A 17,892-nucleotide genomic window follows, 5' to 3' on the forward strand; every position below is an offset into this window, starting at 1 on the left:
GACCGCGGCCCGTTCCTGGCGAACCACGCGGCGATCACGCAGACCAGCGTGCAGCCGGCGTTCGAGCAGGTCGTCGGGCAGGCGGGGCCGCTGGCGGCGGCGCGCGGCCGGTCGGCGGGCAGGTCGAGGGGCGGGGGCGGCGGGTCGAGCCGGCCGCGCCAGTAGGCCAGGTCGTCCTCGGCGAGGGGCCGCTTCTGCTCCCATTCGGCGAAGTCGGCGTACTGCACGTCCAGCGCGGGGAGGCCGTCCGGCTCGCCGGTCACGGCGGCGCGGTACAGGGCCGACAGGTCCCGCGAGATCGAGCCCCAGGTCATGCCGTCCCAGGCGATGTGGTGGACGACGAGGACCAGCGCGTGCTCGTCCGCGCCGGTGCGCAGCAGTTCCAGCCGGACGGGCCGCTCGGCGCGCAGGTCGAACGGCGTCGCCGCGAGTTCGGCGGCGCGCGCGTCGGGGTCGGCGCAGTCGACCGGGGCGAGGTCGAGCGAGTCGTCGCCGGTGACGATCTGGACGGCGCCGTCGCCGGGCCCGTCGGCGTAGACGGTGCGCAGGACGGCGTGGCGGCGGATGAGGCCGCGCAGCGCGTCGCGGAGCGCGGCGGCGTCGAGCGGGCCGGACATGCGGACGAGCAGGCACACGTTGTAGGCGGGGCTCGCCGGGAAGGCGCGGTGGTGCAGCCACATGCTCTGCTGCGCGTAGGACAGGGGGGCGGGGCCGGCGTTCTCGCGGGGGGCGGGGCGTCCGGCACCGGGCCCGGGGCGGTCCGCCGGGAGCCCGGCCTCCGCCATCATCCGCCGCATCAGTTCGCGTCGCCGCTCCGGGCTCCGCGCCGCCGTCGTCGTCTGCTCCTGCACGCCTCAGCTCTTTCGTCGTCGGCTTGATCAGCAGAAGTTAGGTTAGCCTTGCCTATCAAAATCGCACAAGGTTAGCCTTACCTAAGTTTTCGGCTCGCATCCCGACAGAGCCGGACGTCTTCACCCAAGGGAGCCCACTGCCTTGTCCCCCGGTCTGCGCACTGACGAGAAGCCCACGGAACGGGTGGTCGAGGCCGCCCGCGCGCCGCTCGACCTGATGACCCGGCTGGCCGGGTCCGGACTCTTCACCGACCACGTCGTCTACGAGCGGCCCGGACGCTGGACGTTCGCCGGCGGCGTCCGCGGCGAGGTCGTCCTCGACGCCGGCGCCGTGCACACCCGCTGGCCGGACCGCGAGCCGGCGAGCGCGCCCCGCACCGCAAGCCCCGCCGACGCGCTGCGCGACGCGTTCGCCGCCGCGCCGCTCCCGGCCTGGAACGCCTACGGCTGGATCGCGTTCGAGTTCGCCTCGGCCCGCCCGTCCGGACGCCTGGCGCACTTCGTCGTCCCGCGCGTCGAGGTGCACGTGGAGGACGGCGAGGCCCGCGTGACCGGCACCGACCCCCGCGACGTCGAGCGCGTCGCGGACCTGCTGGCGGCGGACGTCCCGTCCCGCCTCCCGGCGCCGTCGCCGGTCGACGTGCGGCAGGGCGGCGACGTCTACCGTGCGCGCGTCGCCCGCGCCGTCGGCGACATCGCGGCGGGCCGCTACCAGAAGGTCATCGTGTCCCGGCGGCTGGACGTCCCTTACCCGGTGGACGTCGTCGCCACGTACGCGCGCGGGCGTGCCGCGAACACCCCGGCGCGGTCGTTCCTGCTCGACCTCGGCGGGTTCCAGGCCACCGGGTTCAGCCCGGAGGTCCTCGCGAGCGTGGACGAGGACGGGCGCGTCATGACGCAGCCGCTCGCCGGCACCCGCGCGTTCGGGTTCGGCGGCGACGCCGACGCGCGGACCCGCAAGGAGCTGGAGACCGACCCGAAGGAGATCTTCGAGCACGCCGTGTCGGTCCGCACGTCGCAAGAGGAGCTGTACCGGGTGTGCGACCCGGACTCCGTCCACGTCACCGGGTTCATGACGGTGAAGGAGCGCGGCAGCGTGCAGCACCTCGGCTCCAGCGTCGGCGGCGTCCTCGCGCCCGGCCGCACCTGCTGGGACGCGCTGGACGCGCTGTTCCCCGGCGTGACGGCCTCCGGCATCCCGAAGGCCGACGCGATCGAGGCGATCGGCGGGCTGGAGGAGCGCCGCGGCCTGTACGCGGGCGCGGTGGCCGCCGTGTCGCACACCGGCGCCCTCGACTCGGCGCTCGTCCTGCGCGCGCTCTACAACCAGGACGGTCGGGCCTGGCTGCGCGCCGGCGCCGGCATCGTCAGTGGCTCGACGCCCGACCGCGAGTACGAGGAGACCTGCGAGAAGCTCTCCAGCATCTCCCCGTACGTCGTCCCTCTCCCCTGAACGACCTCCCCTGAACGACCCGCATACGGCGCGCGCCGCCCTCCCGGAAGTCTCCGCGAGGGCGGCGCTTGTCGGTTACCGCAGGCGCGCGGCTAGGGCCTTCTTGCTGACCTTGCCCACCGGCGTGCGGGGGAAGGCGTCGGCGGTCTCCAGGCGGTCGGGCCACTTGTAGGCGGCGAGGCCGCGGTCGCGGAGGAAGTCCTTGATGTCGCGCAGCGTCGGCGGCGCGGCCTTCGCGGCGGTGCGGAGGATGAGGAACGCGCAGGTCCGCTCCCCCATCATCGGGTCGGGGACGCCGACGACGGCCGCGTCGTGGATCGCCGGGTGCGCGAGGAGGTGGTCCTCCAGCTCCTCCGCGGACACCTTGTCGCCGCCCCGGTTGATCTGGTCCTTCTCGCGGCCCTCCACGACGAGGTGCCCGGACGGCAGCTCGCGGACGAGGTCGCCGGTGCGGTAGTAGCCGTCCGGCGTGAACGCGCGGGCGTTGTGCGCGGGCGCGCGGTAGTAGCCGCGCAGCGTGTAGGGGCCGCGGGTGAGCAGCTCGCCGACCTCGCCCGGCGCGACCGTCCTGCCGTCGGCGTCCACGATCCGGATCTCGTCGGCCGGGGACAGCGGGCGGCCCTGCGTCCGCTCGACGAGGCCGGGCGGGTCGTCGAGGCGGGTGAAGTTCAGCAGGCCCTCCGCCATCCCGAACACCTGCTGGACGCGGCAGCCGAGGACGCCCGGTACCTCCGCCGCGCGCTCGGCGGCCAGCTTCGCGCCGCCCACCTGCAGGAGTTCGAGGGACGACAGGTCGTCCCCGGACCAGGTCGCCGCGTCCAGCCACAGCAGCGCGATCGGCGGGACGGCGGCGCAGGCGGTGACGCGCTCGCGCTCGATGAGGGGGAACGCGTCGTCCGGCGACCCGGACGGCGCCAGCACCACCGTCCCGCCGGTCGCGAACACGCCGAGCAGCCCGGGGCAGGCGAGCGCGAAGTTGTGCGCGGCGGGCAGCACCACGAGGTAGACGGTGTCGCGGTCGAAGCCGCACAGCTCGGCGCTGGCCTCCAGGTTGTAGACGTAGTCGCGGTGCGTGCGCGGGATCAGCTTCGGCAGCCCCGTCGTGCCGCCCGACAGCAGCAGCACGCCGACGTCGGCGGGATCGGGACGCGGATACTCCACGGGCTCGGCGTCCAGGTCGGCGAGGGCGGTGAACTCCTGGGCGTCGCCGTCCACGACGACGTGCTCGACGGGCAGCGTCCGGGCCATCGCGCGGTAGTCGAAGCCGGCGTCCGTCTCGCCGCACACGTAGGCGCGGGCCTCGGCCAGCTCGCACAGGTACCGGATCTCGCTCTCGCGGTGCGCGGGCAGCGCGAGGACGGGCGCCGCGCCGATCCGCACGAGCGCCAGGAACGCCACGACGAAGCCGGCCGTGTTGGGCAGCTGGACGACGACGCGGTCACCGCGCCGGACGCCCAGCCGCAGGAATCCGGCGGCGGTCCGTTCGGCGCGCCGGTCGAGGTCGGCGTAGGTGAGGCGGTCGCCGCCGGCGACGAGCGCGGTCCGGCCGGGGTCGCCGCGCAGGACGTCGCCGAGGACCCGGTCGTTCCAGTAGCCCTCCGCCTTGTAGCGCTCTTCGAGCTCGGAGGGCCAGGGGGTGAAGCCGTCCATGACGGCCGGAGTGGTGTCCGGCATGGCTCAGCGCCCGGCGAGCTGGGCGGGGGTGCCCGGGACGGGCTCGGCGGGGTCGGAGCCGAGCGCGACGATCCGGTTCGCGGCGTCGACGTGCACGACGCGCGGCTCGTGCGCGGCGAGCTCGGCGTCGTCGAGGGCGGCGTAGGTGATGATGATGACGAGGTCGCCGGGCTGGACGAGGCGCGCCGCCGCGCCGTTCACGCCGATGACGCCGCTGCCCGCCTCGCCGGTGATGGCGTAGGTGACCAGCCGCGAGCCGTTGGTGATGTCGACGAGGTGGACCTGCTCGCCCTCGACGATGCCCGCCGCCTCCATCAGCCCGGCGTCGATCGTCAGCGAGCCGACGTAGTGCAGGTCGGCCTGGGTCACGGTCGCTCGGTGGATCTTTCCGTTCATCAGCGTGCGCTGCACCGGGAGGGCCCCTTCTCTCACGATCAACTAAGGATAGGCTTACCTTAGCTACTCCCCCATCCGAGGAGAACCCCCGACGATGCTCCGGCGCCTCGCCCTGGACATCGGCCCGCTGCGCGACAGCCGGCCGTTCCGCAACGTGTTCATCGCCCGCACCGTCTCGGTCTTCGGGATCGGCATGCTGGCCGTCGCCGTCCCCGTGCAGGTCTACGACCTGACCGGCTCGACCGTGCAGGTCGGCGCCGTCTCCGCCGCCGAGGGCCTCGCGCTGCTCGCCGGGTTCCTGTGGGGCGGCGTCCTCGCCGACCGGCAGGACCGGCGGCGGCTGATGCTGCGCGCCCGCACCGCCTCCGGGATCGCGTTCGCGCTGCTCGCGCTGAACGCGTTCCTGCCGTCCCCGTCGTCCGCCGCGCTGTACGTCCTCGCCACGTGGGACGGGCTCGCCACCGGCGTCGCGATCACCGCGCTGCTCGCCGCGACGCCCGCGCTCGTCGGCCCGGACAAGCTCGTCGCGGCCGGCGCGCTGAACGCGCTGACCGTCCGGCTCGGGTCGATGCTGTCGCCCGCGCTCGGCGGCCTCGTCGTGTCGGCGTTCGGCGTCGGCTGGAACTACGCGGCGGCCGCCGCCGGGACCCTCGGCACGCTCGGGCTGCTGACGTCGCTGCCGGCGCTGGAGCCCGCACGCGGCGACGAGACGGACGCGCACCCGCTGAAGTCGATCGGCGGCGGGGTGCGGTTCGTCGCCTCGCACCGCGTCGTCGGCTCGCTGATGCTGCTCGGCCTGCTGTTCATGGTCGCGGGCGGCATCCCCGTGCTCATGCCGGCGTTCGCCGAGCGCGGCCTCGGCGGCGGCCCCACCACGGTCGGGCTGCTGTACGCCGCGCCCGCGTGCGGAGCCGTCCTCGCCTCCGTCACCAGCGGGTGGGCGGGGTCGGTCCGGGTTCCCGGCCTCGCGCTGCTCGCGGCGTCGGTCGCCGGGTTCGTGCTGCTGGCGTGCACCGGCCTGGCCCGCCATCCGGCGCTCGCCGTCGCGATCCTGTTCGGGTACGGGTTCGCCGCGTCCGTCGAGGAGATCCTGCGGTACGGCCTCATCCAGTCGCACACCCCCGACTCGCATCTCGGCCGCGTGAACTCCCTGTGGGCGGCGCAGGAGACCGGCGGGTCCGCCATCGGGTCGCTCGGCGCCGGCGCCCTCGGCCGCTACATGGCCCCGGGCTCGGCGATCGTCGTCTACGGCACGGTCAGCGCCGTCCTCGCCCTGATCCTGGCCCTCACTCTCACGACCCTCCGCACCGCCACCCTCACCCCGGACCCCGCCCCCGAACGTTGACCTGCGGCGAATCGTCGCCATGGGACGCCTCATGGCGACGACTCGCCGCACGTGAGCGGGATCGGGTCAGCCGGCGAGGTGGGCTTCGACCTCGTCGTCGGACATCGCGTCGATCTCCAGCCAGATCGCGGCGACGGCCTCCAGGCGGCCGGGCTCGTCCTCCAGCTCGGTGAAGCGGCGGGCGATGCGCGCGATCGTCCGCTCGGCGAACAGGACCCGCACCGGCAGGGCGGAGGTGTCCAGGGCCTCGCGGAGCCGCGCGACCACGGTCGTCGCGAGGACGGAGTCGCCGCCGAGGGCGAAGAAGTCGGCGTCCGCGCCGACGCGCTCCCTCCCCAGCACCTCGGCGGCGATCCGGGCCAGCACCCTTTCCAGGGACGTCGCGGGCTCGGCGTAGGGGGCGGCGTCCTCCCCGGCCCCGGCGGCGGCGAGCGCGGCGAGCGCCTTGCGGTCGACCTTGCCGTTCGCGGTGAGCGGCAGCTCGGCGACCGGGACGAGCACCTCCGGCACCATGTGCGGCGGCACCAGGTCGCGGACGTGCGCGAGCACCGCGTCGGCGGGAACGTCGGCGGGCGTGACGGCCGCGCACAGCCGGTTCCCGGCGAGCAGCGCGACGGCGCGTTCCACGGCCGGGTGGTCGCGCAGCGCCGCCTCGACCTCGCCGAGCTCGATGCGGAAGCCGCGGACCTTCACCTGGTGGTCGCGGCGGCCGAGGAACTCCAGCGTGCCGTCCGGGCGGTAGCGGGCGAGGTCGCCGGTCCGGTACCAGCGGACGCCGTCGCGGACGACGAACCGGTCGGCGGTGCGCTCCGGGTCGCCGGTGTAGCCGTCGGCGACGCCCGCGCCGCCGATCCACAGCTCGCCCGCGACCCAGTCGGGGCGGTCGCGACCCAGGTCGTCGGCGACCCGGCAGGCGACGCCGCCGAGCGGCACCCCGTACGGGACGGCGCGCCAGTCGGCCGGGACCTCCCCCGCGACCTCCTGCACCGTGGAGTGGATCGCGGTCTCGGTGGTGCCGCCGAGCGCGACGAACCGGGCGCCCGCCGCGCGCTCGGCGAGCAGCCCGGGCAGGTGCGTCCCGACCCAGTCGCCGCCGAGCAGCACCAGCCGCAGCGACGGGACGGGCCCGGTCCGCAGCAGCATCTCCAGCACGGACGGGACACTGTTCAGCACCGTCACCGACCAGCGTTCGGCGAGGGCGTTCCACCGGGCGGCGTCGCGCCGCTCGTCCTCGTCCGGGATGACCACGGCGCCGCCCGCCGTCCATGGGGCGAACAGGTCGAACACCGACAGGTCGAAGTCGAGGGCGGAGACGCCGAGGGTGACGTCGTCCGAACCGATGGCGAAGCGGTCGACGAGGTCGCCGATGGTGTTCATCGCGGCGCCGTGCGACACCTCGACGCCCTTTGGCTCGCCCGTCGAGCCGGATGTGAACAGCACGTAGGCGACCTGGTCGGGGCGGACCGCGACCGGTTCGGGCAGTGGTTCGGAGGCGGGCTCGAAGGACGGGGTCACGGACGCGGCGACGGCGGCGCTCGCGCGGATCCTCTCGCGGCGCGCGGCCGGCTGCTCGGGGCCAATCGGCACGTAGGCGGCGCCCGCCGCGAGGACGCCGAGCACGGCGGCGGCCTGGCCAGGCCCCTTGGGAAGCTCGACCGACACCCGGTCCCCCGGGCGGACACCCTGCACGACCAGGGCGGACGCGATGCGCAGCGCCCGGTCGGCGAGTTCGGCGTAGGTGAGGGTGCCGTCGTCGCCCCAGTGCAGCGCGGGGGCGTCCGGGGTGCGGCGGGCGTGCTCGAAGAAGCCCTTGGTCAGGGTCGAGGGCGGCGGGGCCTCGGTCGCGTTGAGGCGGTGCCGGACGCGCAGCTGCTCCGGCGGCGCGCCGATGCCGAGCGGCGCGTCCCAGTCGGCGCCGTCCGCGCCGAGCCGGGCGATCGCGGCGGTGTAGGCGGCGAACATCGCCTCGGCGACGCCGTCCGGGAACGCGGGGCGGCGCACGTCCCAGTTCAGCAGCAGCCCGCCGGACACCTCGGTGACCTGCGCGTCCAGCAGCACCTGCGGGCCCTGCGAGATGATCCAGGCGGGCTCGCCGAACCGCTCGCGGACCGCGTCGCCGAACAGCTCGCCGAGGTTCAGCGCGCTGGTGTAGACGATCGGGGCGAGGACCTGCTCGCCCCGCAGCCGCGACAGGTCGCGCAGCACCTCCAGGCCGGAGTAGTCGCTGTGCGCTCCGGCGGTGTGCAGGTTCGCCTGCAGGGCGCGGGCGCGCGCGACGAACGGCAGCTCCTCGGTGAGGTCGGCCTCCAGCATGATCGAGCCGGTGAAGTCGCCGACGACGGAGTCCACGTCCGGGTGGACGGGCTCGCGGTGGAACAGCGGCAGGTTCAGCAGGAACCGCGGCGTCGCCGACCACGCGCCGATGACCTCGGCGAACACGGCGGCGAGCGCCATCGCCGGCGTGACGCCCGCCGCGTGCGCGCGGGCGATGAGCCGGGCCTTGCCCTCCGGCGGCAGCCAGTGGTGCAGGCGCTCGACCTCGTCGCCCGGTTCGGGGACGACCGGCAGTTCGGGCGGGCCGGGCAGGCCGGCGAGCCGCTCGGCCCACCACCGCCGGTCCCGCTCGCGGGCGGCGGCGCGCGGGTCGTCGGCGAGGTAGCGGGCGTAGCCGTACCGGATGGGGGCGAGGGACTCGCGCTCGTAGAGCGCGGCGAGGTCGGCCAGCATGACGCGGTAGCTCATCGCGTCGGCGGCGACCATGTCGACGTCGAGGTGGAGCCGGGCGGTCCCGTCGGGGAGCAGGCTGAGGCGGGCGTCGAAGACGCGGCCGTCCTCGATGGGAAGCCGCTGCCGCGACATCTCGGCGCGGATCCGGTCCAGCTCCGCGCCGGGATCGGCGGAGGCCCGCAGGTCGTGGACGGTCACGGCGGGCCCCGGACGCTCCGGCAGGATCCGCTGCGTCCCGTCGTCACCGAACGCGGCGCGCAGCATCGGGTGGCGTTCGGCGAGCGCGCGCACGGCCGCCTCGAACCGGGACGGGTCGATGGCGCGGCCGTCGAGCTCGACGTACAGGTGCGCGGCGACGGAACCGAGCGACTGGCCGGAGTCGCGGCCGATCCAGTACGCGTGCTGCATGAGCGCGAGCGGGAACGGGCCGTCCGGTTCCCCCTCGTCCGGCTCCGGGGCGGGCTCGGGCGGGCGGGCCTCCATCTGGCCGCGCTCGGCGAGCAGATCCCACCAGCCGGCGAGGGTGGGCCGCTCGGCCAGCTCGGCGAAGCGCACCTCGACGCCGCGGCGGCGGAGCCGGCCGGTCAGCTGCATGAGGCGGATCGAGTCCATCCCGAGCTCGATGAGATTGTCGCCCGGCCCTGCGTCCTCGCCCAGCACGTCGGTCAGCGCGGCGTGCAGCTCTTCTCGGGTCAGCACGGAACTCCCCTCAACTTAGGTAAGGCTAACCTAAATTGATCGCCGGTCGGCCGTCAACGCGGGGCGCGGCCGCGGCGGCCGTCAGGCAGCGCGGCGGCCCGCCGTGAGCAGCAGCCAGGCCAGGTAGGCGCCGCCGAGCACGCCGGTCACCACCCCGACCGGCATCGCCACCGGCAGGTGCAGCGAGATCAGGTCGCCGCAGGCCAGCAGCGCGGCGCCGGTCAGCCCGGCGGGCAGCAGCTGCGCGCCGGGACGCCGCGTCAGCCGCCGCGCCAGCTGCGGCGCCGCGAGCGCGACGAACGGCACCGGGCCCGCCGCCGCGGTCGCCGCCGCGACGAGGCCGACGCCCACGACCATGAGCAGCGCGCGCGTCCGCTGGACGGGCACGCCCAGCGCGCGCGCCGCGTCGTCACCCATCTCCCCCATCCCGAGCGGGCGCGCGAGCAGCAGCGCCGCCGGGACGAGCACCGCCAGCGCGACCGCGAGCGGCGTCGCTTGCGCCCAGCCTCGCCCGTTCAGGCTCCCGGTCAGCCAGAACGCGGCCTCGTACGCCTCGCGCAGTTCGGCGCGGGTGATGAGGTAGGAGTTCGCCGCCTCCAGCATCGCGGCGGCGGCCACGCCGATCAGCACCAGCCGGACGCCGTGCACGCCGCCGCCCCGCCGGTAGGCGACCAGGTACACGGCGGCCGCGGTGAGGAAGGCGCCCGCGACCGAGCTGACCGTGATCGCGACCGCGCCGCCGCCGAACACCAGGATCTGCAGCAGCGCGCCGGTCGCCGACCCGGTGGTGAAGCCGATGAGGTCGGGGCTGCCGAGCGGGTTGCGGGACATGCTCTGGAAGATCGCCCCGCTCATGCCGAGCGCCAGCCCGGCCAGCAGCCCGGTGACGGCGCGCGGCAGCCGCAGCGTCCGGACGATGAAGCCGGTCGCCTGGTCGCCCTGCCCGGCGAGCGAGCGCACCACGTCGGCGGGCGAGACGGGGAACTCGCCGGAGCCGACCACGAGCACCGCGGCGCCCGCCGCGACCAGCGCCACCAGCCCGCACACCAGCGCCGCCCGCGGCTCCCACCGCACCGACACCCCGCCCGCGCGCACCACCCGGCTCACAGGTCCCGCGTCCTTCCGCGCCGGACGATCAGCATGAACAGCGGCGCGCCGAGGAACGCGGTGACGATCCCGGTCTGCAGCTCGCCGGGCGCGGCGACGGCGCGTCCGGCGACGTCGGCGGCGAGGAGCACGACGGGCGCGAGGAGCAGCGAGTACGGCAGCACCCAGCGCTGGTCGGGCCCGACGAGCGCGCGCACGGCGTACGGGACGGCGAGGCCGAGGAACGTGATCGGCCCGACGGCCGCGGTCGCCGCCCCGCACAGCAGCACGACCGCGACCGCGCCGAGCGCCCGCGTCCGGCCGGGGTGCGCGCCGAGCGCGCGGCCCGCCTCGTCGCCGAGGCCGAGGGCGTTCAGCGGGCGGGCCAGCAGCAGCGCCAGGACCGTCCCGGCGGCGATGAACGGCAGGACGCGGACGAGCACCGCGGTGTCCCGCCCGGCGAGGGTGCCGACCTGCCAGAACCGGAAGCCGTTGAAGGCGCGCGGGCTGAGCAGCATCAGCCCGGCCGTCAGCGCGCTGAACACGGCGTTGACGGCGGCGCCGGCGAGCACCAGCCGCGCGGGCGAGGTGCCGCCGCGCCCGCGCGCGCCGATCGTGTGGACGAGCACCGCGGCGCCCGCCGCGCCGAGGAACGCCGCCCACACGTAGACCAGGACGTCGTCGGCGCGGAACGCCCCGATGACGATGACGACGGCGAGGGCGGCGCCGCCGTTCACGCCGAGCAGGCCCGGTTCCGCCAGGGGGTTGCGGGTGAGCGCCTGCATCACCGCGCCGGCGAGGCCGAGCGCGACGCCGACGCCGAGCCCGAGGAGGGTGCGCGGGAGCCGCAGGTCGTGCACGATCAGCGCGTCCCGCGACCCGTCCGGCGCGAGGACGGCGGGGGCGACCTTCCCGATCGGGACGTGCTCGGCGCCGACGGCGAGGCTCGCCGCGGCCGCCAGCAGCAGGAGGACGGCGAGGGCGCCGAGCCCGGCCCAGCGGGCCGCCGGACGCCGGACGGGGGGCGCGGCGGCCTCCTTCGCCGGGGGTGTGCGGGGGGTTCTCCGCGCGAGGGACAGCACGGTTAATAAGGCTAGCCTAAGCTAACTCGCCGCTTCCACCCCTCCCGATTCCCCGGCCGGGCCCCTCGCGTCCAACGCCAATACACGCGTATGGTATACATGCATATTGGAAGCTGAACGTTTGTATGGGAGGAGGCGGAGGCGTGACGGAGACGGGCCCGGCGGCGGAGGACCTGACGGCGCGCGCGCGGATCAGGGACGCGGCGCTGGAGATGTTCGCCGAGCACGGGATGAAGGGCGCGACGTTCCGCGGCATCGCCGAAGCCGCCGGCGTCTCGGTCGGGCTCGTCCAGCACCACTTCGGCTCCAAGCAGGAACTCCGGGAGGCGTGCGACGCCTACGCGCTCGACACGATCCACCGGCTCAGCGCCGAGAAGATCGACGGGATCGGCGACCCGGGATTCCTGGCGAAGGCGATGCGGATCGACCTGCCGGTGCGCCGCTACCTCGCCCGCGCTCTCGTCGACGGCTCCCCCGCCGCGGCGCGGGTATTCGACGACCTGGTCGACACCACCGAGACCTACTTCGCCTCCGACCTGCCGCCCGGGGTGAACGCGCCCGCCACCACCGACGTGCACGCCTACTCCGCCGCCCTCGTCGCGATGACGATCGGGATGGAGGTCCTGCACGAGCACCTGTCGCGGGTGCTCGGCGTCGACACCTTCACCCCCGAGGGCTCGCTGCGGCTGCGCCGCGCCCTGTTCGAGATCTTCGACGACCGCCTGCTCAGCCCGGAGCTCGCGGCGCGCGCCCGCGCCGCGATGCGCGCGTACGAGAGCGGGGAGTTCGGGCGCGCCGCCCGCGCCGGGGACGGCGCCCCCACCGAGGAAGGCCCATGAAAGAAGGCTGGGATGACTGACGCTGTACGGGCCGACGGCCTGGTCAAGACGTTCGGCCGGACGCGCGCGCTCGACGGGCTCGACCTGCGCGTGGCGTCCGGCGAGGTGCACGGCTTCCTCGGCCCGAACGGCGCCGGGAAGTCCACCGCCGTCCGCGTCCTGCTCGGGCTGATGCGCGCCGACGCCGGGACCGCCGCGCTGCTCGGCGGCGACCCGTGGCGCGACGCGACCGCCCTGCACCGGCGCCTCGCCTACGTCCCCGGCGACGTGACGCTGTGGCCGAACCTGTCCGGCGGCGAGGTCATCGACCTGCTCGGGCGGCTGCGCGGCGGGCTCGACGACCGCCGCCGCGCCGACCTGCTCGACCGCTTCGAGCTGGACCCGAAGAAGCGGGGCCGCGCCTACTCCAAGGGCAACCGGCAGAAGGTCGCGCTCGTCGCGGCGTTCGCGTCCGACGCGGAGCTGCTCATCCTCGACGAGCCCACGTCCGGCCTCGACCCGCTCATGGAGGAGGCGTTCCAGGAGTGCGTGCGGGAGGAGCGGCGCGCCGGGCGGACGGTCCTGCTGTCGAGCCACATCCTCAGCGAGGTGGAGGCGCTCTGCGACCGCGTCACCATCATCCGCAAGGGCCGCACGGTGGAGACCGGCACGCTCGCCGAGCTGCGCCACCTGACCCGCACGTCCATCCGCGCGGAGCTCGCCGGGCCGCCCGACGGCGTCCCGCTTCCCGGCGCGCACGACGTGCGCATCGAGGGCGACACCATCTCCTTCGAGGTCGAGACGGCCGAGCTGGACGCCGCGCTCCGGCAGCTCACCGAGATCGGCGTCCGGTCCCTCACCAGCCGGCCGCCCACGCTCGAGGAGCTGTTCCTGCGGCACTACGAGGACGACCACGGCGGGCGGGCGCTGCAGGAAGGCGGCGTGGCATGACCGCCACGACGCTGCGCCCGGGCGCGCGGGCCGCCCGCGCGGAGGGCGGCCTCGCGGGCGCGGGCACGCTGCTGAGGATGTGGCTGCGCCGCGACCGCATCATGATGCCGTCCTGGATCTACGTGCTGACGGCGCTGGTCGCCAGCACCGTGTACAGCTTCAAGAACGGGTACGACTCGCCCGCGTCGCTGGAGAGCTTCGCGCGCGGCATCGACGGGAACCCGTCCATGCGGGCACTGTACGGGCCGGTGCTGAACGACCACACCGCCGCGGGCGTCAGCGCGTGGCGCGTCGGCACGACCGGCGCCGCGCTCACCGCCGTCATGTGCGTGCTGCTCGTCGTCCGACACACGCGCGCCGAGGAGGAGACGGGCCGGCTGGAGCTGGTCGGCGCCGCCGCCGTCGGGCGCCGCGCGCCGCTGGCCGCCGCGCTCGCCACCGCCGTCACGGCCGCCGCGACCGCGGCGTCCCTGGCCGCGATCGTCATGCTGCTCTTCGGGCTGCCGGCCGCGGGGTCGGTCGCGTTCGGGCTGTCCTGGTTCGGGGCGGGCCTGGTGTTCGCCGGGGTCGCCGCCGTCACCGCCCAGCTCGCCGAGACGTCCCGGCTGGCCAACGGGCTGGCGTTCGCCGTCCTCGCCGCCGCGTACCTGGTCCGGGGCGTGGCGGACGCCGGGTCCGCGCACTGGGTGTCGTGGCTGTCGCCGATCGGCTGGGCGCAGCGGGTGCGGCCGCACGCTGGCGAGCACTGGGCCGTGCTGCTGCTCCCCCTGCTGGCGTTCGCGGTCCTTGTCGCCGCCGCCTACCTGCTGGCCGGGCACCGCGACCTCGGCGCCGGGATCATCGCCCCCTCGCCGGGCCCGGCCCGGGCCGCCGCGTCGCTGCGCGGCCCGCTCGCCCTGGCGTGGCGGCTGCAGCGCGGCTCGCTGCTCGGCTGGTCCGTCGCGTTCCTGGTGTACGGGCTCGCCATCGGCGGCGTCGCCGACGGCGTCGGCGACCTGGTCAACGGCAGCGACGCCGTCCTCGACGACATCCGCAAGATGGGCGGGCAGCAGGATCTCGCGGACGCGTTCCTCGCCACCGCCATGGGCCTCATGGCCCTGTTCACGTCGGCCTACGCGGTGCAGAGCGTGCTGCGGATGCGGGCGGAGGAGAGCGCCGGGCGCCTCGAGCCGGTGCTCGCGGCCGCCGTCGGCCGGACCCGCTGGGCCCTCGCGGGCCTCGCCGTCACCGTCGCGGGCACCGTGGCCCTCCTCGGCGCCAGCGGGCTCGCCGTCGGGCTGGTGCACGGCGCCCGCTCGCACGACCTGGGCGGCCAGCTCCCCCGGCAGCTCGGCGCCGCGCTCGTGCAGCTGCCGGCGGTGTGGGTCGTCGCCGCGGTCACCGCGCTGATCTTCGGCCTGCTCCCCCGCGCGACGTCCGCCGGCTGGGGCGTGCTGGCCGCCTGCCTGCTGCTCGGGCAGGTCGGGCCGCTGCTGAAGCTGCCGCAGGCGGTCATGGACGTCTCGCCGTTCACGCACACGCCGAAGCTGCCCGGCGGCGGCTTCGACGTCCTGCCGGTCGCCGCCCTGACCGCCGTCGCGGTCGCGGTCGCCGCGGTGGCGCTGCTCGGTTTCCGGCGCCGCGACATCTGCTGAGCCCGGGGGCGCGGAGCCCCCGGGGTCTCAGGAGGCGTCGTGGTCGGGGTGGGAGAGCAGCCACGCCCAGACGGCGGCCGGGTCCTCGGCGGTGCACCGGGCGCCGCAGTGGCAGATGCCGGTGAGCCGGTCCGAGCCCGGCGACCACTCCACCCGCAGGCGGCCCGCGCTCATCGCGCGCCCGTGAGCCGCTGGAGGACGCGCCGGGCCGCCAGCCCGCCGGTGTCGATGTTGATGGACAGCTCCTGGTAGCCCTCCGGTTCGGCGGCGATCACCGTCTCCAGGACGTCCAGCGCCTCGACGTCCTGGAGGACGACGGTCCGGTTGCTGTCGTGCAGGAACCGCGAGACGTCCGCGTCGTCCAGCGCGAAGTCGCGGGCGACCCACCAGAAGTCGTGGGTGGTCGTATCGGTCTCCGGGACGATCGCGTAGCCGACCTCCACGTGGAACGCGCGCGGGTCGTCGCCGTCCGGGCCGGGCTCCACGCCGGTCGGCGCGATCCGGCTGTGCAGCAGGTAGAAGCACGGCGGGTGGTACTCGATGTCCTGCCACCGGTCGATGCGGCCCTCGATCCCGGTCGAATTCGCGTAGAACGGCGGGCACTCGACGTCCTTCATGCGGCGGCTCACGTAGACGATCCCGGCCTCGTCGTCGACCTCCGTGGTGATCGGGGTCTGCGCGACCTCGGGCGTGCCGATGTACCCGGCGTGCAGGTACGTCTCGTGGGACAGGTCGAGCAGGTTGTCGACGAGCAGCTCGTAGCGGGCGGCGAGCGGCTCCATCCCCCGGACGGTCACATAGTCCGGCGAGGTCAGCCAGGGGGCGCGCGGGATCGCGGCGGCGTCGCCCGTCCCGTCGCCGATCCACACCCAGACCAGCGAGTCCTGCTCGACGACCTGGTAGGCGGGGACGCGGGCGGTGCGCGGGATCCGGGTCTGACCCGGTACGGCGACGCACGCCCCGTCGGGCGCGTAGGTGAAGCCGTGGTAGCCGCAGACGATCCGGTCGCCGTCGCGGTTGCTGCGCGAGAGCGGGAAGCGCCGGTGCACGCACCGGTCGGCGAGCGTGACGGCCTCCCCCGCTCCCGTCCGGTACATGACGAGCGGCTCGCCGCAGATCGTCCGGGCGAGCAGGCCCTCGCCCACCTCCTCGCTGTAGGCGGCGACGTACCACTGGTTGCGTGCGATGGCCATGGGCTGCTCCTCGGGGTGGACGAAGGAAGGACCGTGGAGACGACCATCACCGCCGCCCGCGAGGCCGGGCCACACCGATTCCGTCCAACGGAAGAACCCGCCGGCGCGGCCTCCGGACGGGTCACACCTCGCGCATCGCCGTTTCCGGGGGCCGCAGGGCGCGCGGCGCGCCGAGGGCCCGCGAGATGCCGCGGGCGCCGGCCCGCACCACGGGGACGAGCGAGCGCGCCTCCCACCCGGACGCCGGGACGACCACCGCGACGGCCGCCACCACCGCGTCGTCCGGGCCGAACACGGGCGCGCCGACCGACATCGCGAACGTCTCCACCTGTCCGTCGCTGACGGCGGCCCCGGTGCGGCGGACCTCCGCCAGGACGCGGCGCAGCTCGGGACCGGTGGCGATGGTCCGGGGCGTGAACCGGCGCAGCGGCCCGGCGATCGCCCGTTCCTGCAGGTCGCGGCCGGAGTGCGCGAGCATGGCGAGGCCGACGCCGGTCGCGTGCGCCGGCCACCGGCCGCCGACGCGGGAGAACACGTGCACGGCGTCGCGGGCGGAGATCCGCTCGATGTAGACGACGTCGAGGCCGTCCAGGACGGCGAGGTGCACGTTCTCGTGGGTGGCCTCGTACAGGTCCTCCAGGAACGGCATCGCCGCCTCGCGGAGCGCCGGCCCCCGCGCGAGCGCGCCGACCTCCCACAGCCGCAGCCCGACGCGGTAGAGGCCCGCGTCGTCGCGTTCGAGCGCGCCCCAGCACGCCAGCTCGCCGACGAGCCGGTGGGCGGTGGACAGCGGCAGCCCGGCGCGGCGCGCGATCTGGGTGATCGTCAGCGCCGGGCGCTCCGGCGTGAACGCGCCGAGGATGCCGAGGACCCGGCTGGTCACGGTGGGGCGCCGCCCGGGCGCGGCGGTCACGGCTCGGTGCTCCGCCGGCCGGGCGCCAGGTCCTTCGTGGCGCATGCGGGCCGTCCTCTCGGGGCGTCACGTTGAAGTTAGGCGTATACTTCACGGCGGTCAAGCTTGTGCCGAACATCGAGGTCCCGGACGCCCGGGCCGCGCTGCGCGGCGGGACGACGGGAGCCGAGCGGATGGGACGAGGAGCCCACGCGGCGGTGGACGCCCCGGACGGCGGCGACGCCCCGGACGGCGGCGCGGCGCCGCCACGGCTCAGGCCCCGGACGCTGATGCTCACCTACCTCGGGAACTACGTGCTCGGCCGCCGCGTCGCGGTGTTCTCCGGCAGCTTCATCGACGCGTTCGCCCGGCTCGGCGTCGGCGAGCACGCCGTCCGCTCGACGCTGGCCCGCATGGTCGACCGCGGGCTGCTGGCGCGGCACCGCGCGGGCCGCCGGATGCACTTCGGCCTCACCCCGCGCTCCGAGGCGATCCTGCTCGACGGCGAGGACCGGGTCTGGCGGCGCGGCGTGCTGAACACCGACTGGGACGGGATGTGGACCGTGCTGGCGTTCTCGCTGCCGGAGTCCTGGCGGCGCGTCCGCCACGACCTGCGCGCCCGGCTGGGCTGGGCGGGCTTCGGGTCGCTCGGCAACGGCACCTGGATCGCGCCGTCGCCGGTCGACGTCCCCGCGCTCGTCGACGGGCTCGGCCTGGACGGGCGCCTCAAGGTGTTCACCGGCCCGGCGCAGGCGCCGACCGACGTCCCGGCGATGCTCCGCGAGGCGTTCGACCTCGGCCCCCTCGCCGCCGGCCACCGCGCCTTCCTCCGCCGCTGGGACCGCCCCGAGCCGCTGCCCGGCGCACCCGACGACCTGGCCCGCTACCTGTGGATGTCCGCCGAGTGGCTGGAGCTCGTCCGCGCCGACCCGCGGCTGCCGGTGGAGCACCTGCCGGACGGCTGGCCCGCCGTCCGCGGCCAGCGGGTGGTGATGGAGCTGCGCCGCCGCTGGGAGGCGCCGGCCCGCGGCATCGCCGACGCGGCCATGGAGTGCATCGAGGTCTGACCGCCGCCGCGGCTCAGGCCTCCG

General features: G+C 75.5%; 15 protein-coding genes. 6 read left to right on the forward strand and 9 right to left on the reverse strand.

Annotated features, from left to right (window positions below):
- On the reverse strand, positions 1–851 hold an 851-nt coding region (locus tag AB0C78_RS44255; RefSeq protein ID WP_360760516.1), incomplete at its 3' end, for a condensation domain-containing protein.
- 142 nt (positions 852–993) lie between these two features.
- On the opposite strand from AB0C78_RS44255, the gene AB0C78_RS44260 reads away from it, so the two are divergent.
- Complete coding sequence (locus AB0C78_RS44260) at positions 994–2,304, forward strand: salicylate synthase (protein WP_360760519.1); 1,311 nt, start codon at positions 994–996, stop codon at positions 2,302–2,304.
- A 75-nt stretch (positions 2,305–2,379) separates the two neighbouring features.
- Here AB0C78_RS44260 and AB0C78_RS44265 read toward each other — a convergent pair whose 3' ends face one another.
- Both AB0C78_RS44265 and panD read right to left on the reverse strand, forming a co-directional pair.
- Entirely contained in the window at positions 2,380–3,978 is a 1,599-nt protein-coding gene (locus tag AB0C78_RS44265) for an AMP-binding protein (protein WP_360760522.1), read from the reverse strand.
- A 3-nt stretch (positions 3,979–3,981) separates the two neighbouring features.
- Positions 3,982–4,389: an aspartate 1-decarboxylase gene (gene panD, locus AB0C78_RS44270; RefSeq protein ID WP_360760524.1), complete on the reverse strand. Its 408-nt coding sequence runs from the start codon at positions 4,387–4,389 to the stop codon at positions 3,982–3,984.
- Between the two features lie 79 nt (positions 4,390–4,468).
- Between panD and entS the strand changes: the two genes are divergently transcribed.
- Positions 4,469–5,719 carry an enterobactin transporter EntS gene (entS, locus tag AB0C78_RS44275; protein WP_360760526.1) on the forward strand — a complete coding sequence of 417 codons (1,251 nt, stop codon included), beginning with the start codon at positions 4,469–4,471 and terminating at the stop codon, positions 5,717–5,719.
- Between the two features lie 66 nt (positions 5,720–5,785).
- Here the strand turns inward: entS and AB0C78_RS44280 are convergent, their stop codons facing one another.
- The 3 genes from AB0C78_RS44280 to AB0C78_RS44290 all read right to left on the reverse strand — a co-directional run bounded on the left by AB0C78_RS44280 (position 5,786) and on the right by AB0C78_RS44290 (position 11,313).
- A complete protein-coding gene (locus AB0C78_RS44280; protein WP_360760529.1) occupies positions 5,786–9,145 on the reverse strand; it encodes an amino acid adenylation domain-containing protein in 3,360 nt (1,119 codons plus the stop codon).
- Positions 9,146–9,226: 81 nt separating this feature from the next.
- The gene (locus tag AB0C78_RS44285) at positions 9,227–10,252 is read right to left on the reverse strand and encodes an iron chelate uptake ABC transporter family permease subunit (protein WP_360760532.1); all 1,026 of its coding nucleotides are present in this window, start codon (positions 10,250–10,252) and stop codon (positions 9,227–9,229) included.
- Entirely contained in the window at positions 10,249–11,313 is a 1,065-nt protein-coding gene (locus AB0C78_RS44290; protein WP_360760535.1) for an iron chelate uptake ABC transporter family permease subunit, read from the reverse strand. The genes AB0C78_RS44285 and AB0C78_RS44290 overlap by 4 nt, the downstream gene beginning before the upstream one ends.
- 143 nt (positions 11,314–11,456) lie before the next feature.
- Between AB0C78_RS44290 and AB0C78_RS44295 the strand changes: the two genes are divergently transcribed.
- The 3 genes from AB0C78_RS44295 to AB0C78_RS44305 are packed head-to-tail and all read left to right on the forward strand — an operon-like array spanning position 11,457 to position 14,716.
- A complete protein-coding gene (locus AB0C78_RS44295; protein WP_360760537.1) occupies positions 11,457–12,152 on the forward strand; it encodes a TetR family transcriptional regulator in 696 nt (231 codons plus the stop codon).
- Between the two features lie 12 nt (positions 12,153–12,164).
- Positions 12,165–13,082 (forward strand): ABC transporter ATP-binding protein, encoded by a 918-nt coding sequence (locus AB0C78_RS44300; protein WP_360760540.1) that lies wholly within the window; start codon positions 12,165–12,167, stop codon positions 13,080–13,082.
- Positions 13,079–14,716 carry an ABC transporter permease gene (locus tag AB0C78_RS44305; RefSeq protein ID WP_360760542.1) on the forward strand — a complete coding sequence of 546 codons (1,638 nt, stop codon included), beginning with the start codon at positions 13,079–13,081 and terminating at the stop codon, positions 14,714–14,716. Before AB0C78_RS44300 ends, AB0C78_RS44305 begins: the two co-directional genes overlap by 4 nt.
- Before the next feature lie 27 nt (positions 14,717–14,743).
- On the opposite strand, the gene AB0C78_RS44310 is transcribed toward AB0C78_RS44305, so the two are convergent.
- From AB0C78_RS44310 to AB0C78_RS44320, 3 genes are all read right to left on the reverse strand, one after another.
- Entirely contained in the window at positions 14,744–14,890 is a 147-nt protein-coding gene (locus tag AB0C78_RS44310; RefSeq protein WP_192808960.1) for a hypothetical protein, read from the reverse strand.
- Complete coding sequence (locus AB0C78_RS44315) at positions 14,887–15,909, reverse strand: aromatic ring-hydroxylating dioxygenase subunit alpha (protein WP_360760544.1); 1,023 nt, start codon at positions 15,907–15,909, stop codon at positions 14,887–14,889. Before AB0C78_RS44315 ends, AB0C78_RS44310 begins: the two co-directional genes overlap by 4 nt.
- Positions 15,910–16,030: 121 nt before the next feature.
- A complete protein-coding gene (locus AB0C78_RS44320) occupies positions 16,031–16,822 on the reverse strand; it encodes an IclR family transcriptional regulator (protein WP_360760547.1) in 792 nt (263 codons plus the stop codon).
- 107 nt (positions 16,823–16,929) lie between these two features.
- Between AB0C78_RS44320 and AB0C78_RS44325 the strand changes: the two genes are divergently transcribed.
- Positions 16,930–17,868, forward strand: a complete 939-nt coding sequence (locus tag AB0C78_RS44325; protein WP_360760550.1) for a PaaX family transcriptional regulator — start codon at positions 16,930–16,932, stop codon at positions 17,866–17,868.
- Positions 17,869–17,892 lie beyond the last annotated feature (24 nt).

This window comes from Actinomadura sp. NPDC048394, assembly GCF_040651755.1.
Lineage (GTDB): Bacteria > Actinomycetota > Actinomycetes > Streptosporangiales > Streptosporangiaceae > Spirillospora > Spirillospora montaniterrae.

What these genes read in the sequence shown, in the direction of transcription:
- AB0C78_RS44265 (WP_360760522.1), bottom strand. Translation starts at nt 3,978, where the DNA reads ATGCCGGACACCACTCCGGCCGTCATGGACGGCTTCACCCCCTGGCCC.
- entS (WP_360760526.1), top strand. Translation starts at nt 4,469, where the DNA reads ATGCTCCGGCGCCTCGCCCTGGACATCGGCCCGCTGCGCGACAGCCGG.
- AB0C78_RS44300 (WP_360760540.1), top strand. Translation starts at nt 12,165, where the DNA reads ATGACTGACGCTGTACGGGCCGACGGCCTGGTCAAGACGTTCGGCCGG.
- AB0C78_RS44305 (WP_360760542.1), top strand. Translation starts at nt 13,079, where the DNA reads ATGACCGCCACGACGCTGCGCCCGGGCGCGCGGGCCGCCCGCGCGGAG.
- AB0C78_RS44310 (WP_192808960.1), bottom strand. Translation starts at nt 14,890, where the DNA reads ATGAGCGCGGGCCGCCTGCGGGTGGAGTGGTCGCCGGGCTCGGACCGG.
- AB0C78_RS44315 (WP_360760544.1), bottom strand. Translation starts at nt 15,909, where the DNA reads ATGGCCATCGCACGCAACCAGTGGTACGTCGCCGCCTACAGCGAGGAG.